This window comes from Sinobacterium caligoides (assembly GCF_003752585.1).
Lineage (GTDB): Bacteria > Pseudomonadota > Gammaproteobacteria > Pseudomonadales > Sinobacteriaceae > Sinobacterium > Sinobacterium caligoides.
The window spans coordinates 488150-505748 of record NZ_RKHR01000003.1 but is presented as its reverse complement, the minus strand read 5'-3'; the positions used below and the strand labels follow the sequence as shown (position 1 = coordinate 505748).

14 protein-coding genes are annotated in these 17599 nt (G+C 50.0%); 6 read left to right on the top strand and 8 right to left on the bottom strand.

Going from position 1 to position 17599, the window contains the following annotated elements; genetic code table 11:
- Positions 1 to 62: 62 nt before the first annotated feature.
- From EDC56_RS02435 to EDC56_RS02425, 3 genes are all read left to right on the top strand, one after another.
- Positions 63 to 665: a class I SAM-dependent DNA methyltransferase gene (locus tag EDC56_RS02435; protein ID WP_123710932.1), complete on the top strand. Its 603-nt coding sequence runs from the start codon at positions 63 to 65 to the stop codon at positions 663 to 665.
- 298 nt (positions 666 to 963) lie between these two features.
- On the top strand, positions 964 to 1893 hold the full coding sequence (locus tag EDC56_RS02430) for a M14 family metallopeptidase (RefSeq protein WP_123710931.1): 930 nt from the start codon (positions 964 to 966) through the stop codon (positions 1891 to 1893).
- 194 nt (positions 1894 to 2087) lie between these two features.
- A complete protein-coding gene (locus EDC56_RS02425) occupies positions 2088 to 3974 on the top strand; it encodes a propionyl-CoA synthetase (RefSeq protein ID WP_123710930.1) in 1887 nt (628 codons plus the stop codon).
- A 17-nt stretch (positions 3975 to 3991) separates the two neighbouring features.
- Here EDC56_RS02425 and EDC56_RS02420 read toward each other — a convergent pair whose 3' ends face one another.
- The 4 genes from EDC56_RS02420 to EDC56_RS02405 all read right to left on the bottom strand — a co-directional run bounded on the left by EDC56_RS02420 (position 3992) and on the right by EDC56_RS02405 (position 8622).
- Entirely contained in the window at positions 3992 to 5146 is a 1155-nt protein-coding gene (locus EDC56_RS02420) for a hypothetical protein (RefSeq protein ID WP_123710929.1), read from the bottom strand.
- Between the two features lie 4 nt (positions 5147 to 5150).
- The gene (locus tag EDC56_RS02415) at positions 5151 to 5585 is read right to left on the bottom strand and encodes a hypothetical protein (RefSeq protein WP_123710928.1); all 435 of its coding nucleotides are present in this window, start codon (positions 5583 to 5585) and stop codon (positions 5151 to 5153) included.
- Between the two features lie 225 nt (positions 5586 to 5810).
- Positions 5811 to 7211: an L-serine ammonia-lyase gene (locus tag EDC56_RS02410; RefSeq protein ID WP_123710927.1), complete on the bottom strand. Its 1401-nt coding sequence runs from the start codon at positions 7209 to 7211 to the stop codon at positions 5811 to 5813.
- Between the two features lie 124 nt (positions 7212 to 7335).
- Entirely contained in the window at positions 7336 to 8622 is a 1287-nt protein-coding gene (locus EDC56_RS02405) for an SLC5/6 family protein (protein WP_123710926.1), read from the bottom strand.
- Between the two features lie 619 nt (positions 8623 to 9241).
- On the opposite strand from EDC56_RS02405, the gene EDC56_RS02400 reads away from it, so the two are divergent.
- The 3 genes from EDC56_RS02400 (at position 9242) to EDC56_RS02390 (ending at position 16110) form a co-directional block, all read left to right on the top strand.
- The gene (locus EDC56_RS02400; protein WP_123710925.1) at positions 9242 to 10510 is read left to right on the top strand and encodes a cytochrome P450; all 1269 of its coding nucleotides are present in this window, start codon (positions 9242 to 9244) and stop codon (positions 10508 to 10510) included.
- A 210-nt stretch (positions 10511 to 10720) separates the two neighbouring features.
- Positions 10721 to 12484 (top strand): autotransporter assembly complex protein TamA, encoded by a 1764-nt coding sequence (locus EDC56_RS02395; protein ID WP_123710924.1) that lies wholly within the window; start codon positions 10721 to 10723, stop codon positions 12482 to 12484.
- Positions 12481 to 16110 (top strand): translocation/assembly module TamB domain-containing protein, encoded by a 3630-nt coding sequence (locus tag EDC56_RS02390; RefSeq protein WP_123710923.1) that lies wholly within the window; start codon positions 12481 to 12483, stop codon positions 16108 to 16110. Before EDC56_RS02395 ends, EDC56_RS02390 begins: the two co-directional genes overlap by 4 nt.
- Positions 16111 to 16173: 63 nt before the next feature.
- Here EDC56_RS02390 and EDC56_RS02385 read toward each other — a convergent pair whose 3' ends face one another.
- From EDC56_RS02385 to EDC56_RS02370, 4 genes are all read right to left on the bottom strand, one after another.
- Positions 16174 to 16650, bottom strand: coding sequence for a DUF2721 domain-containing protein (locus EDC56_RS02385; RefSeq protein ID WP_123710922.1), 477 nt, complete (start codon positions 16648 to 16650; stop codon positions 16174 to 16176).
- A gap of 20 nt (positions 16651 to 16670) precedes the next feature.
- Entirely contained in the window at positions 16671 to 16868 is a 198-nt protein-coding gene (locus EDC56_RS02380; protein ID WP_123710921.1) for a hypothetical protein, read from the bottom strand.
- Positions 16869 to 17068: 200 nt separating this feature from the next.
- Positions 17069 to 17392 (bottom strand): YdbL family probable chaperone protein, encoded by a 324-nt coding sequence (locus EDC56_RS02375; RefSeq protein ID WP_123710920.1) that lies wholly within the window; start codon positions 17390 to 17392, stop codon positions 17069 to 17071.
- A gap of 24 nt (positions 17393 to 17416) precedes the next feature.
- Entirely contained in the window at positions 17417 to 17599 is a 183-nt protein-coding gene (locus tag EDC56_RS02370) for a YnbE family lipoprotein (RefSeq protein WP_123710919.1), read from the bottom strand.

Here is a 17599-nt window from a genome sequence, read left to right as displayed (position 1 = left end):
GCGTGTTGTACTTGAAAGAAGGGTAAGTCTAACGGATTGATGGCGATTATCATGGAGGAGTAATGATGGGGGATTATTTTAAGAATAAAGCGGGTAGCTATGAAACGGTGAGTCATCGTGTCAACAATGTACGCAATATTGCGGCGGCAATACTGGCGTCAACAGAGCTGTCGGGTGATATGGAGCTACTAGACTTTGGCTCAGGTACTGGGTTGTTGTTAGAACGCGTAGCTCCGAGTGTAAAAAAAATTACAGCCCTGGATATCTCAGTGGCAATGAATCAGCAGCTCGATGCCAAGCGAAGCCGTATTGATTGTGAACTGGATATTGTCACGCTGGATTTAACGCAATCTAATTGTCCGCAGAAATTTGATGGCATTATTTCTTCTATGACGATGCACCATATTGAGGATGTTGAAGCAGTACTCGTGAAGTTTTATTCGATGTTGGAGGAGGGAGGTTTTATCGCCATTGCTGACTTAGTGACGGAAGATGGTAGCTTTCATGCTGAAGATACAGGGGTATTTCATGCGGGATTCGACCCAGAGAAATTTCGTAAATTAGCAAAGTGCGCGGGCTTTAAGCTGGTTGCGTGCAGGCAGGTGAGTGTTGTGAAAAAACCGCAGGGCGATTATCCAGTGTTTTTATTAACCGCGAGGAAGTGATGATTCTAACACTGATGATGAATGGTTGTGTTCTTTTAAGGTTAAGGTTAACGGCGAGTCGCTCGATATGACGTTTTTATTGTTTTTTGTTCCTTTGATTGTCGTCAATATTGCACCTTGATTGTGCCTCAGGGTTGATGCTTGTGGGGATTTTAGATCGCTAAGTCATTATCATTTGCTCATGTTTCAGCTGTTCTAAAGGTCGAAGTAGGAGAGTAGTATGATGCGTTTATGAGGGCGCTGTTGGGAGCAGACTCAAAGCGACTCGATCACTCTCTATCCCTTGAGGGGCAATACAATGAACGACATAAAAACCTATCCAGTTGGTGTGCCAGGTCAAAAATGGGGCGCGACAGAGCGACAGGCTTGGCTAACTCAGCAAACCGTTAAGCGCTCCTACCGGGCCGAAGTGGTTGAAAAGATTGAGCAGCTCAGAGAGGAGTTCGATGTCGAACAGTATGGTCTGCTGTCGTACAGCGATGAAGACTATCCGTTATTTGCGCTCAAAAGCCGTCAGTGGCAATCCGATAGGGAAACCGTATTAGTGACCGGTGGTGTTCACGGTTATGAGACTAGTGGCGTGCAGGGTGCCCTGCGTTTCTTGGCAACGAAGGCTCAATCCTACAGTCAGCACTTTAATATTGTTGTGGCACCCTGTCTGAGCCCTTGGGGGTATGAAACGATCAATCGTTGGACACCTAACGCGATCGATCCGAATCGTTCTTTTTACGAGGGTAGCCCGGCGGCTGAGTCGGCGGCACTGATGGACTTTGTCGCCTCACTCAAGAGCAAGATTACTGCGCATATTGATTTGCATGAAACTACTGATACGGATGATACTGAGTTTAGGCCCGCGGTTGATGCCCGCGATGGTAAGGTGGGCGTAACTTACGGTGGCATACCGGATGGTTTTTATCTTGTCGATAACAGTGCTCAGCCGACGCCGGAGTTCCAAAAGGCGATTATTGATTCGGTGAGCAAGGTAACGCATATCGCGCCAGCTGATGAGGCGGGGATGATTCTTGATGTACCTATTTCCCAGGCGGGTGTGATTGAATACGCCGTGAAGTCGTTGGGGTTGTGTACAGGGCTAGCCGATGCGCCCTATACCACGACGACAGAGGTGTATCCGGATAGCCCTCGTGTTGATGATGAGAACTGTATTGTGGCGCAGGTCGCAGCCATCACTGGCGGCTTAGACTACCTGATTAGTCAATTGGCTAAATAACGGGATTTGTAGCGGGTCTTCTATTGTAGAGTCCGCTATATATAGCTTAGAGGCGGCGGCACAGGAAGGCTTCGTCTGTGCCGTGATGATAGCCCGTTGATGTTCTGGGGGTGTGGGAGAAAACACTGGCGGCAGTAAAATCGGCTGCGTAGAATGTGGCGTGCTTGAAAATAGAAAATGAAAAGGACTTTCACATGCTAGATAGCGATTATTCGTCGGTTTATCATCGATGGCAGCAACAGCCAGAGCAATTCTGGGCAGAGGCGGCATCAGATCTACATTGGTATAAAAGCTGGGATCAAGTACTTGATGTTAGTGAATCCCCTTTTAATCGCTGGTTTACCGGTGCTGAGACTAATACTTGTTATAACTGTGTCGATCGCCACGTCAATAATGGCCGCGGTGATCAGACGGCGATCATCTATGACAGCCCAGTGACCTGCCGTGTGCAAACCTTGACCTATCGAGAGCTACAGGAGCAGGTTTCACGGTTTGCTGGTGTGTTGGCTGCTTTAGGTGTGACGAAGGGGGATCGCGTGGTTATTTATATGCCGATGATTCCCCAGACTGCGATAGGCATGCTGGCCTGTGCCCGTATTGGGGCGATTCACTCTGTGGTGTTTGGTGGTTTTGCTGCAGAGGAGCTGGCTAAACGTATCGATGATGCGAGACCGAAGGTCATATTATCAGCCTCGCACGGCATTGAACCGACCAGGACAGTACATTATAAGCCGCTACTCGATACGGCAATAGGGTTAGTCGAACATCCTCCAGAGCACTGTGTTATCTATCAACGAGAGGATTCGAAAGCGGAGTTGTTCGAAGGGCGTGATAATTGTTGGGAAACGTTACAGGCAGAGGCAGATGAGCGTGACTGTTTGCCGGTAGCGGCAACAGACCCGCTTTATATATTATATACCTCTGGCACCACGGGCACGCCGAAGGGGGTTGTTCGTGATAACGGTGGCCATATGGTGGCGCTGCACTGGTCGATGAAAAACGTTTATGGTGCTGAGCCCGGTGAGGTCTATTGGGCGGCCTCTGATGTGGGCTGGGTGGTGGGGCACTCTTACATTGTTTATGGGCCGCTACTCAATGGTAATACAACGGTCATGTACGAAGGTAAGCCTACGGGGACCCCAGATGCCGGTGCGTTTTGGCGGGTTATCGAGCAGCATCAAGTTAAGACGCTTTTCACCGCACCGACAGCCTTTCGGGTGATTAAAAAGGAAGACCCTCGTGCAGAGCGGTTGCAGAGCTATGACACCTCAAGCCTGAGGGCCTTATTTCTCGCCGGTGAGCGTGCTGACCCAGATACGCTGCAATGGGCGGAAAGGATACTGCAGGTGCCGGTAATTGATCATTGGTGGCAGACTGAGACAAGCTGGCCACAAGTGGCTAATTGTCTTGGCTTGGGGTTGTTAAAGATCAAACACGGCAGCTCTGCGAAAGCGGTACCGGGCTTCAATATAGAGGTGTTAGGTCACGATGGTTTGCCCGTTGCCGCAGGGGAGAGTGGTGCGCTGGCCATTAAGCTCCCTCTTCCTCCAGGCTGTTTGACGACGCTTTGGCAAGATGATCAGCGCTTTGTTGATGGTTATCTGAGCGAGTTTCCGGGTTACTATGCGACAGGCGATGCGGGGTTTATCGACGAGGATGGCTATGTTTACGTGATGGGGCGCCTTGATGATGTGATGAATGTTGCTGGCCACCGATTGTCGACCGGAGCGATGGAAGAGGTTATCGCCAGTCATGATAGTGTGGCCGAGTGTGCCGTCATTGGAGTGCAATGTGCCATCAAGGGGCAGCAGCCGATAGGTCTTGCGGTACTTAAGGCTGGCGAGATAATTGCTGATGCAGAGCTAGAGAGTGAGGTTGTTCAGCTGGTGCGGGATAAGATTGGTCCGGTTGCGAGTTTCCGTAGCCTCAAGGTCGTTGAGCGTTTTCCGAAAACACGATCAGGGAAGATATTACGTGCAACGATGCGCCATATTGCCGATGGTAGTGATTATGTTGTTCCTGCGACGATCGACGATCCGGTGATATTAGACGAGATTAAGTCGGTATTTTCTACCGCCTAATAATAGAATCGCCTTGATTAAAAGTTCCAGTTCAACGCTAGAGTCAGTATGTTGACGGTTGATGAAGTGTTTTCAACCCAGTCGCCGGCAGCGGGATCGTCTGTACTGGGTGAGTTGACAAACGCCCAGTTGCTGTAGACGAATTGACCGCGTGGCGCACTCATAATGCCCTGTGGCGTGATGAGGTTCTCGCTGCGCGTGCCTTCAAGGTTTAGTGAAATCTTGTAGGGAAGCTCGTAGCGTAAGCCGAGGGTTAGACTGCGAGAAGCTTTCTGGTGCAGTGCGGTGTCACGGCCTTCCGCGTAGTTAATATAGGGACTAAAGTCGTTCAGGTGCCAGACTGTAGCAATATAAAAGCTGTCATAGTCTCTATCGCGCTGGTACTCGGCCCAGAAGTCGATATTGTCCAGTGTGTAGATGGCGCCTACGGTGTCGTTTTTGTATGAAAAGTCAGGGTACTGTACGAATGTATTGGAGGCCGTGAACTCAACATCAATGCCAACGGTGGTTTCTGAGTGGTGATAGCGAAGCGTTAAGTTTTCAGCTTCAAGTTCTATGACGCCGCCGATGAGGTCGTCGTAGCGAACATTCCAGCGCTGTTTGATAAGGTCGATGTCAGTACTGTTATGTGGGCTGAAAAAAGGGCGAAAGGAGATATTGATTTGATCATTGGGTTGCCAGAGGTAACGTAACTCAATGCCATCGTATGAGGTGACACCCAGTTGGCGGCTATAGACTTCGGAGGTAGGGCGCACCCAGGGGTAGGCGTTGCCAACATAATAATATTCAGAGGTCATATAAGTGGGCGTGCGTAGCCTGCCCAAACGGAGGCTGAATAGGTCGGTGGCTTGCCAGTCGGCGTAGAGCCACTCTATCGCAGGGTGTGAGTAATCGTCCTCGGGGCGTTTAACGACTTGCGCAGAGAGCTGAATGTTTTTATGGGCTTGAAAGTCAAGTTGTAGTCCTACCGTGGCATCGCAGTCGTAGCAACGCTCATCGTCGATAGCGCGGTTGGGGTAATAGGGGGTTTTGTTGTCGCTGGTGCTGAGGCTGAAGGTGGCAAAGCCTGAAAGTCTCAATTGTTCGTCGGCAAATTCAATGGCGACGCTAGAGGGGGCTAGCAGGAGCCCGAATATAAAGCTGGTTGTTGTGATGAGATGTTGTCTAGTCATAAGATCACTCAACAATTAGAAGAACTTTACTGTTAGTCGGGATGTCTTTGCGTGGGACATAAGCGATGCCGTTGTGATGTTTTAGGAGCCATGCCTCGATCGCCTTTGGGCTGGTATCTTGCAATGGGATAGGTGGCGTCGCTCTACCAGAAAAGGCAGCGCTAGCCCATAAACTGTTTATTTGTGCCATCGATTTGTTGGTCAGCTTACGGTAGAAAGCGGCGCGTTCTGTAGTGTTGTACTGCCAGTCCATCAGCTGTACACGACCGACTGATTTGATTGCGCGAATCTTGCCTGTGTAGATCATTTTGGCTTTGGCACGACTGATTTTTGGAATGCTTTGGTTCAGTGTGATGATGGCGTATTCGTCGGCCTGGCTGCTGCTGGCCAGCGTAAAAGCAAGGGTGAAGCCAATGCATATTGTTAAGCAGGCTTTCATGGCGAGATCGGCCAGAGGCGATGTTGAGTGATGCAGTGCATAGTGTATTTATTTTGCAGCTGTCAATGTGATTAAGGCTAGGTGCAAAACAGGTCGTTCGCCAGTGATGGCAGTCAAATTCGTCGAGTGCTAAAACGATGGGCATAAAAAAACCAGCGGTACAAAGTACGGCTGGTTTCTAGCACTTACGTGCGTCGTGGGGGAGCAAGCTCCTGCGGTGCAGGTTTAGCAGGCAACCTTATGCTTGTGGGCGTAAAGGGCTAGGCCACCCTGAGAGGTCTCTCGATATTTTGCCTGGATATCCATGCCGGTGCGGTACATCGTTTCGATGACGCTATCGAGTGATACTTCGTGCTCACCATCGCCGCGAAGCGCGATACGGCTGGCAGTGATTGATTTGATCGCCCCCATACTGTTACGCTCGATACAAGGCACCTGTACAAGGCCGTTGATCGGATCGCAGGTCATACCGAGGTGATGCTCCATACCGATCTCGGCGGCATTTTCTATCTGGTCGATAGTGCCGCCCTTGACGGCAGCAAGGCCTGCAGAGGCCATCGAGCAGGCGACACCTACCTCACCCTGGCAGCCTACTTCGGCGCCTGAGATCGAAGCGTTCATCTTGTAGAGTGTGCCAATTGCAGCGGAGGTTAACAGGAAATCACGGATGCCCTGCTGGTTGGCGCCCTTAAGGAAGCGCTTATAGTAGGAGATAACTGCCGGGATAACACCTGCTGCCCCGTTGGTTGGCGCGGTGACGACGCGGCCGCCGCAGGCATTCTCTTCGTTAACAGACATGGCAAACAGAGTCACCCAGTCCATGATGGCGAAGTGGTCGCTAAGCATGGCTTCCGGGTGGGCGACGAGTTTCTCATGGATGTCGGCGGCGCGGCGCTTCATGCCACTGACAGGCATGGTGCCGCGCTGTGTTAGCCCGCGCTCGACACAGGCATCCATGACCGACCAGATGTTGTCGAGGCGTGTGTCGATATCTTCACGCGAGCAGTCGTGCAGTGCCAGTTCATTGGCATACATTAGCTCTGCGATAGTCAGTTCGTTATCTTTGCAGAGTTGCACGAGTTCCTCTGCGTTGGCGAAGCTATAGGGAACGCTCGGCCCTTGGTCCTGTTGACTTTCATGGTTCGGGTTAAGGCCGTCGGCACAGACAATGAAACCACCGCCAATCGAGAAGTAGGTCTTGTAGTATACGACGATGCCGTTTTGATCGCTGGCATAGATGCGCATAGCATTGGGGTGCTCAGGCAGTGTTTCGCCCATATGGAAGACCATCTGGCTGTCGTAGTTAAAAGCCATCTCCTTTTCGCCGCCGAACAATAGCTTGCCGCTATTTTTCACCTCCTCAAAGACACGATCGGCCTCATCAGGGTCGATAAGGTCGGGCTGATAACCGGCTAAGCCAAGAATAGTCGCTTTATCTGTGCCGTGTCCGATACCTGTGAGGGCTAATGAACCGTAGAGGCCAACGCGTACAGAGGAGACACTATTGATAATCCCCTTGTCACGCAGCTCGTTAACGAAGCGGTGGCCCGCCCACATAGGACCTACTGTGTGAGAGCTGGAAGGACCGATGCCGGTTTTGAAAATATCGAAGACGCTTAAAGTCATTGTACTCACCCGTAACTTACGAAGAAGTTTTTACATATTGTTTACTAAAAAAGCCTCGATTAAAATGAGTATTAACCGAGGCCTTAAGTACTTTATCTTGCGTGTATATAACCAGTTTCTAGGTTTAGAAGAAGGTGGTTACTACGAGGCCAGCGATAGCAAGTCCGCCCATGATAAAGGTAAAAATGTCCGCGGCGCTTTTGTACTTGGCCATTGCTGGTACTTTGCGTGTCGCGATAACCGGCATGATGAACAGGATCAGCGCTAGAATCGGTGCAACGATGTTGCTGATCATGTCGATGACGCTGAGGTTGGCATAGGCTACAGCCCAGACAGTCAATGTAATGAAGGCAATACCGATGCGATCGAGTTTCTTGTGATTGATTGGTGCCTCAGGATTCTTCGCCTTGATGCGTTCAACCATGAAGCCTTTCAGACCTTCTGCGGTACCCATGAAGTGGCCAAAAAATGAGCTGGTGATGGCAATGATTGCGATGATTTGTGCTAACCAAGCAAAGAGTTGGTTGTCAGCGCTCTGAGCGAAGACTGATAAGACCGGAATGTTTGCTGACTTCGCCGCTTGTAGGTCGCTAGGGCTCAGTGTGAAAACACAAGAGAAGACGAAGAACATAACGAAGATCAGTAGGATACCAGCGTTACGCTTTAGTACACGAGAAGCATAGGCCTCAGCATCGTCACCGAGCTCTTTACGGTAGGCGCTAGAGAATGAAGAGACGATAGGCGAGTGGTTGAAAGCGAAAACCAAAATTGGAATAGTGATGAAGACAGTAGTGATGAAGCTGCTAGCGGTAGGCGTGACATCAAACTGTGCGCTGGTCCACTGCGGGATGAGGTACACAGAAATACCGAACAAGACCACAATGAGAGGGTAGACAATCATTGAGTTGACCTTGAGGACTAGCTTCTCGCCGGCGACTAAAACAGAGGTTAGGCCGAAGACCAGGACAAAGCTCAGTATGGCGCGTGATGGTTCAGCCATATGTAGCTGATGCACCATGAGGCTTGATACGGTGTTCGTGATACTGATGCCGTAGATCATGACGATAGGGTAGATCGCTAAGAAGTACCCTATTGTAATAATGGCGCCAGCTTTTGGCCCGAAAAACTCAACGACGGCATCAATGATCGTGCCGTTGGGGTTACTAGCGGAAAGAACAACACGAGAGAGGCCGCGGTGAGCATAATACGTCATGGGGCCGACTAAGATCGTAACGAAGATGAGCGGCCAGATTCCGCCAAGACCCGCATTAATAGGTAGAAATAAAACACCGGCACCGACTGCCGTACCAAATAGACTGAGCAACCAAGAGGAATCGCGCTTGTTCCATTTAGCCAGTTTGGTTGATGTTGCTGCCGTAGTGGCGGGGGAGGCTGTAGCAGAAGTCGTCATAGACCTGCTCCTATACTTTCGAGTTAGTTTAAAAATTTCTATCTCGCTACCGTAAACATTTACAGAATGTTAAGCGGCTCGTGGAATGGCGGTGAATATACTCTCCTGATTAAGTTTGAGCTTGATCTTCCTCAACGTTAGCTGAGAAAGCTATAGTTTATTGGTCGCCGCTAAACACCTGTTTAGCCATCTAAGTACTTGTACCTACTCGAGATATAGAAAAAGCGTTAACTCTAGGTGGCTCAACCTTTGGTCAGTTGGTAAACACTTTGGTTGATAAAACTTTGGTTTATGCTAGCGCCTTGTAAAGTCACTCTTTATTGTCTTTTCGCGGTACCTCTTTATTCTCTTGTATACTGGTAAGTAAGCTTGTTGCTTGTCTGTTGAGAGGGGGTTAGACAACTGTTGAGGTGAGTGGCGTCAGTTATTAGTACTGGGTTTCCGTCTTTAAAAAGCAATGTATTACTCCCCCGGTGGTGCTAGCCATAAAGAGGAAAGGTATGCATTATCAGCGCTATGGAGTCGGCCTGTGGCAGGCGAAAAGAGTAAGTTGGGTTAATACTGCTGTTGGCGCACGGTGCTCGGTCGATTGGAACAGGTTTACTGAGAAAACAATAAAATGAGTGTTGAGCAAACAAATATTACCTCCGGTATCGAGGTAAAGAAGCAAAACCGTGCTTCTATTCTGAACAAAGTGTTTATGTTCTTGTTGCTGAAAAAAACGAACGCTTTTTTTGCAGTGTTGCGTTCGGTTTGTCCACTGTTGTATTTAAAGCGGAGTAACCTAGTTGTTGTGACGCGTTATGAAGATGTCCTGCAGGCGTTAAGCCAGCCCTCATCGCTACGCGTGGTAACGGCGGAGAAAATAGAGCGCTCAGTGGGGGCGTTTATGCTTGGTCGTGATGACTGTGTCGAGAATCATCGAGATAAGGCCATCATGCAGCAGGTGATGCGCTGTGACGACGCGGTGACAATCAGGCTGCTGGTGGAGGACCGGTGTCGCAAGATAATCGATGAGTGTCGGCAGCGAGGCGAAATAGATTTAGTCCCTAGCTATTCACGTCGAGTGCCGGTGTTGATGGCGGCGAGTTACTTTGGCTTTGCGACGACCAGATATCCACCAGCGGAGCTTGAGCGATCGATGTTTCGCTGGGCGCGAGACACTCAGCGTGACATTTTTTTTAATCATAGAAATGACCCTGAAATACACCGGCGCAGTGTTGTTGCAGGGAGGGAGTTGCGTGCTTACCTGCGTGAGTTAATACCTCAGCGGCAGCTGTTGATTGATGCAGGGGGGCAGGCAGAAGATGTCTTGAGCCGATTGTTGCGGATGAAGTTTGATAATGGTTTCAACCGCGAATGTATCGTTAGCAATATGGCGGGGATGTTGATTGGTACCGTGGAGACATCCTCTAAGGCGGTTGTGCACATTATTAATCAGCTGCTATTGCGGCCGAAGACTTTCGCAGCGGCTAAGCGAGTAGCGGTGGCGGGGGATGACAGCTTGTTGTTGAAGTATTGCTGGGAGGCACTGCGTTTTCAGCCTTTGTCGCCGGTAGTGACTCGCTTCTGTGCGAGTGATATTCATCTTGCGCAAGGGCGTACCATTAATCGTGGCAGTAAGGTTTTGATTGCTGTGCAGTCCGCGATGCATGATGGGCGTGCGTTGGATCGCCCACGTGACTTTCGTGTTGACCGCCCAGCCGAACACTATTTACATATGGGGTATGGTCAGCATCGTTGCGTAGGGGAGAGGGTTGCGGATTTGATGGTGCCGGTGATGGTGCGGCACCTACTACTACTGCCGGACCTGCGGGCGATGGCGCCGATTGAGACTGAGGGTGGTTTTTTTCCAGATCACTTCAAGCTAGGTTTTACGCCTTGTTAGTCTCTTTCGTTGATTCCATTTAGCTGGTTTTGGCGGCTAATTATCTGCTTGACAAGGGAAACATTCTCCACGTTGATATGAGGCAATTAATCAATACCTTACCATAGTAGAGAAGCGCTATTAAGCGAGCCAACTTCCGGCATATAATGGAGCTAGATAAATGTATTAGGGGTAGGTTATTTGCTGAAGGGTTCTCGCCAATTATGTTCTATGCTCATCTCGCGAATGACTTGTAGCTTGGCGAAGCTGTGGGTATCTGGGCCGGTTATTCTGTTGCTTTCTCTGTTGGTGACTTTTTCGCCAGTGAGTGAGGCAAAGACACATAAAGTTAAAGTCTCGATAGAGGGGACGAGTGATACCCTCGGAGACAATATACTGGCTCATATTGGCAAGCTTAATGAGGAGCAGCTGGAGCAACCCCAATTATTGCAACAACAGCTGGAGAAGGCAGTCGTCAGTGCGGCTCGTGCGATTGGTTATTATCATAGTCAATTCAATTACCGCATCGATAAACACAAACATAAGCTAATGCTGACGGTGTGGCCCGGCCCAAGAGCGGTGTTTGTTGACCCTATCTTAGAGATTCACGGCGATGCGGCGAAAATACAGGCTTTTACTAAGGCGCAAAAGCGCAGTAAGTTAAAGGCGGGGAAGCCACTGAGTCATCGGCAATACGATGCCTATAAACAGCACCTGTTATCTTTGGCCGATGATTACGGCTTTTTCGATGCTAAGTTCACTAAGAGTGAGTTTCGGGTCGATAGGGAAGCGGGTACCGGGCAGCCTGTTTTAATTTTTGAGTCTGGGCAGCGTTACCGTTTTGGTGAGGTGAATTATGCTGGCAGCATGCTTGACGATGAGCTGTTGGAACAACTGATACCTTTCAAACGTGGCGACTTGGTGAGTCGTGACGTACTGCTGGAAGTGAATCGAAACCTTCTCGATACGAATTACTTCGAGGAAGTGAACATTGAGCGAGATCTTGTTAGAGGGACACACACTTTAAACCTGGGGGTTTTATTACAGGACTCGAACAAGAGCCGTTATGAGGTGGGTGTTGGTTATAGTACTGATTATGGCACCCGGCTGCGCTTCGGTTGGGATAAGAGTTTGGTGAATAATAAGGGGCACAGTGTCAGCTTTAACTCTGAGTGGTCGAAGCCAAAGAAAGAGCTGGAGGCCAGTTACAATATCCCGTGGCATCATCCGTTGAATAAGTATATTAAGCTTTCGACCGGTTATCAGGTCAAGGATGTTGAAGACAGCGAGACAGAGTTGTTGACCTCGGCAATATCGTTTTACGATAAGCACGACAGTGGTTGGGTGTTCGGTTATTCGTGGGAGTTTGATTTAGAAAATTACCGCCAGGGTGATGAAGATGTCAATCATGCGGCCTATATGTTGCCGGGCTTCAACCTTGGGCATAGTGAAATACCGGAGAATAGAGATCCTGCTCGTGGCCATCGCTTTGATAGCTATTTTCGTGGCAGCTCTCGTGCTTTAGGGGCCGAGGTGGCTTTCCTGAAGGGGTATGTGAGCTACCGTCAGCTGATGCCTTTGATTAATCACAAGACGTTGCTGTTGTTGAGGGGCGAGCTCGGTGCTATCGAGACCGATAACATTCTTAAAGTCCCTGTCTCCAGGCGCTTCTTTGCCGGCGGTGATAATAGCATTCGAGGCTATGCCTATGAGTCCGTTTCCGAGCGGGATAGTAAGGGAGTGATTGTTGGTGGTAGTTATCTGAACACTTTTAGTGCTGAGCTATCCTATCGAGTGCTGAAAAACTGGCGTATTGCCACGTTTGCCGATACCGGCCGCGCCTATACCAATAACGATGAACCGTTTAGTACCGGGGTGGGTTTTGGTGTGAGGTGGTTGTCGCCCATCGGTCAGATTCGGGTGGATCTTGCCCACCCCCTTGATGACCCTGATACACAAGTGATGCTGCATATCGCCATGGGGCCGCCACTATGATGGCGAAGGTGGTTTTCCACAGTTTGTGGTTTGCACGTTTGATGAGGAGATTAACCTTAGGGTTGGCATTACTGGTTATCGTTCTTATGATGCTGGTGGTTTGGATGCTGCGAACTGAAACGGGTAGTCTTGCGCTCCTTAGTGCCGCAGATAGCAGCCTGGATGAGCTGACGATTACTGGAGTACATGGGCGCCTCGGCACCAGTGCCTTTATTGATCACATTCAGTGGCAGAGCGATGGCGTGAATGTGTTGCTCGAAAAGGTCGAGCTCACTTGGGGACTTTTTGGTGCTTTGCGTGGTGCGTTGGACATTAAGTCACTGGCGGCTGAGCGTATTGTTGTGGCGTTGACACCGGCGACCAACGAGCCATTGCAAACAGCCGCGTCTGAGCAAGATGGCGGTTTACCTGCTGTCGTCACACCGTTAGCGATTACACTGCGTTCACTTGCGGTGGATGAGTTTGTTTATCGTCGTGGTGAGACCAACATTGCTATTAACAACATTACGCTGGCAGCGAGCTGGTTCGGTAGCGGTATTGATATTGAGCACCTAGATCTAGAGGGCTGGGGTTATCCCTTATCGCTATCGGGTAAGATTAATTTGGACGATGACTACCCATTGGCGTTGCAGCTCGACTTGGATGAGAAAAACCCATTTGCGACAGCGGTGGTGTTGAATGCTAAGGGCAGTCTGAGCAAGCTGGCGTTGAAGGGGAGCTCTTCAGGTCGTTACAAACTTGATCTTAACGGAGATATTGAGCCGTTAGCAGAGCATCTACCTTTTAAGGTCGGGGTTAGTATAGCTAGCTTGGCGACGGATGAGGTGAAACAAAATCTGAAAGTAGCACTTCCAAGCATGTCGTTGCGTGATGCGAAGTTAAAGGCCGCGGGAAGTCTTGAGAAGATTGATATGCAGCTGCAAATCAGTCATTTTGAGAGTGAGTATTGGGTGCCAGCCTCTCTGCAGACACGCCTACATTGGCTTGGCGGCACGCAACAGTTGGAGGTCGAGCAGCTTGTGTTGGAGTCGGAAGAGGGTAATGTCGCACTCAAGGGGCAGTTGGGCTTTGCCAAAGGTTTTTCCTGGCAGCTCGAGGGTGACGCTGACGATGTTGTAACGGATCGTTATAGTAAGCCTTATACAGGGTTAGTTAATTTAACACTGCAAAGTAAGGGGCGTTATCGCTCTCTGCCTAAAGGTGATCAGCTTAGCTTTGACCTGACGGCTAATGCGCAAGACAGCCTGTTTAATCAGCTGCCCTTTGCGTTGGCCGTTGAGGCGAAGCAGGTCGATAATGGTTTGTTGACGTTGCCGAAACTCAATGTGAAATTGGGTGATAACCAAGCAGGCCTTAAGGGGAAGGTGAATTACTTCAAGCCTAAGCAGGCGGTGACAGATTTAGCGTTGGAGTTGAATCTGGCGGCGTTGGATCAGCTGTGGCCAGGGTTGGCTGGGCAGGCTGACGGGACGCTGCAGTTGTCGGGGGCGTTTGCGGAGCCAAATATCGTTACAGATATTAATGTGAGTAATTTACTTTACGATGAGTTGATGGTCGATAAGCTTAAACTCGAAGGCCACTTGCAGCGTTTGGCGAAGCAGGGAAATAACAAGCTACGCATCAGTGCTGAGAACATTCACAGTGGTGAGAAGCTTATTCAAGGCAGTGAGGTTATTTTAACGGGTAACTGGTCGCAACATAATCTATCTGTTAAGAGCTCGATGGCTAAAACACAGGACCAGCATTATGTGGTGCGTGATGAAGGGAATAAGCCGCCGAGCGTTCTGCTTGACTTACGATTGGCTTGTAATGGCAGCTTAACTCAGTCGTTGGCTTGGCAGGGGGCATGTCGGCAGCTGGATTTGAGCCATGGCTATACGTCGCAGAGGCAGCAATGGCGATTACGTGCTCCGGTGAAGATTGGTGTGACCTCGACGCATGATGTGGTGACTGTTTCGCCACTATGCCTAGAGCGTAGTGGTGAGGTGGCGACATCCGTATGTAGTACGGCTGTTGATTTTAATCGAGGTGAATTAAAGCCTGTCGAGGTCGTGGTCGAAGGTGTCGATTTAGCTCGAGCCAATGACTTGGTGGATGAGACGGTGAACTTATCCGGCAAGGTCAGCTTTAAGGCCAAGCTTGAGAGGAGCGTAAAAAGCGGGCTTGGTATCGATGCTAAGTTGGTTATGGATGGCGCCGAGGCGAAGTGGCAAAGGCCCGATGGCGAGCTTGATTTCGTCGCAGACCGCCTTGGGGGGCAGCTGTTGGTGAAAGAGAATAATGCCACTTTGAATCTCAACCTTCAGAGCAAGCAATACGGTCGCTTGACGGCGAATGCCGAAGTCCGTGACCTCGCCGATAAGCGGTCGTTAGAAGGGCGGTTAGAGATAGCCCACCTGAACTTATCCCCCTTGATGTGGCTGGCGCCTGTGGTTGAGGAGTTTGAGGCGGACATCAATGCCGGCATTGACCTCTCGGGTAGTTTAGATAAGCCGTTGTTAAAAGGTCAGCTATCGGTGGCGGATGGTCGCGTCAGTGGACGTAAGTTGCCGGTATCAATTAAGGAGTTAAAGCTGGTGGCTGCATTCGACGCGAATAAAGCCAGCCTTGATGGCAGCTTTTTGGAAGCGACGAGAGGGGGCAAGACCCATTACGATGGCAAGCTAACTTGGCCGAATAATCAGTGGCAGTTTGAGTTCAATGTCGAGGGTGAAGAGCTTCGCTTACAGCTGCCGCCTGAGGTGGATATGAGTGTGTCACCAGAGCTCCATCTTGTCGTTCGCGATCACTATCTAGAGCTGAGGGGCAAGGTGGACGTTCCGCGCGCCTATATTAAGATGAAGGATCTACCGCAAAGTGCGATCAGCGAGAGTAGTGATGTGGTCTATATCGATGAAGAGAGTTCAGAGGCATCGAAATGGAAGTACGATATTCATGTTGGTGTACACCTAGGCGATAAGGTGCGCTTTAAAGGCTTCGGCGCTGAGTTGCGCTTTGATGGTGGTTTAAAAGCCAGTGTCGGTCGCAGTGGCGACTTACGAGGCGTTGGCGAAATACGTATCGCGGAGGGCAGCTACCAGGCCTATGGGCAAGACTTGCGAGTGCGTAAAGGGAGTTTTGCGTTTAACGGTCCTATCTCAAGCCCTGATATTAGCTTGGAGGCGATACGGGAGATTTCCGGAGAGAACATTACTGTCGGGCTGCGAGTCACGGGGCGACCAGAAAGACCGAAGGTTAAAGTGTTCTCCGAGCCGAGTATGGATGAGAATACTGCCTTGCTGTACTTGTTAACGGGGCACGGTCCAGACGAGAAGGGCTCGGGCAATGCGTTGAGCAGTGCTGCATTGGCGATGGCGTTGGCGAGTAGTGAAGGGAGAGTCGGCGGCTTGGCGGATAAATTGGGTATCAGTGATTTCCAACTATCGACAGGCAGTGGTGATTCAGGGACCGAGGTGCAGATTAGCGGTTATCTGCGGCCTGATCTCTTTGTTCAATATGGCATGAGTGTCTTTGAGGATGTGAATACGCTGACGCTGCGTTATAAGTTACGGCCACAGCTGTATTTAGAGGCAATATCCGGTGTGACCAGTGCGCTTGATTTGATTTATTCGTTCGAGACGGAATGAGTTAGCTTGCTATCGCGGAGCGCCCTTTAGTGCAGCCTCCGCTCATAGAGTCTTTGTTACTATCTATTGGCTGTATCGATCGATGTGAGCAAGGTTGTCGTCAGCGATGGTCAGTTCCATCTTTAAGCTGTCTGTTGCCATGTGAATCTCACGGAAAAAGTTCATTAGGCCGACGCTGAGTAGGGTCATGGCGAGAACAAATAACATTTCGATCGGGGTCGAAAGATCCATCGGCACCAAGTGTCCGAGAAACAACAATATAACGACAAAACTAATGAGTAAGGCAGCAGTGACACATTGGCCGACAGCACGGTTGATTAGCCTGGCGCGTTTCCACATATTGTGCAGGGAGTGACGCATTACCTCATCATCCTCGTGGTCTTTGATCAGGTTGTATTGGCGTTCAACAGCCCTAGCCATGTCGGTGATACGACCGAAGCGGGAGGTAAGCACGCCAAGGAGGGCGGCTATTCCTGAGAGTAGGAAAACGGGGGCAACGGCAAGTCGAACGATTTGTCCAATGGTACTGATCTCAAGCAAGGCGTAACTCCTTTGGGAGGCTAATTAGAGTGCTTATTGAATAGTGACGTTAATCGCTCGTCTACAGCCAGTCGATGAATGTTCTGTTCGGCGACTTGGCGGGTCTGGTTGAGCTGGCGAAGAGCAAGCTCTAAGTGACCGTTATAGATGTGCTTTTCTATGAGCTCTAGGTCGTCGGTCAGTGCCCGGATAGTGTGCTCGGAAACAGAGCGAGTCATTGGTAACCCCTGCTATCTCATTAGTATGGAAGCAAATTATAGGGCACAAGAGATTGATTACTATTCGTGCAAGTCCTTACTAATAACATGCCTTGCGGCACAGAGGCATACATCGTCGAGGAATTAGGAGAAAAGATGAGGTGGATCATGTGGGCGAGACGATGATGCCGTCTCGCCCACGGAGTTGCTCGGTGGAGGTCTTACTTTTTCACCCAGCGGCCATTTTGATAGATGTAGTGGCCCTTGGCGGTTTTCTTTAGCGATTTATCGCCGGCTAGACTTTCTACCTGCGAGAGTGAGAGCTTGTTCTTTTTTGCTAGCGCTTGGTAGTTGGCCTTGCGTTTGGCGTTGATCTCATCGACAAGCGCCTTGGCTTCGGGGTCAGATTTAATGGTCGCAGCATAACCATCTGGCTTTTCACCGACGAGGCCACGAGTCTTGGCTTCGCCTATATCGAGTGCCATGGCAGAGGAGAAATAGAGGCAGCTGGTGAGGAGAAAGCTGAGTATTGCTATGTTTTTCATAAGGTAAACTCCTGTGTTGGAGGCTTAGAAGAGGCCGCTGTCATCACTAAAGATATCGTCAAGTTCTTTATCGACTTTGACACGGATTTCATGGTCAACCTTGACGTTCAGGTTGATGGTAATAGGATCCTTTGCGGCGATCTGGACCGTTGGTGTACACGCCATTAGCGGTAGCAGCAGGACGGTGACACCCAGAGTGTGCTTCAT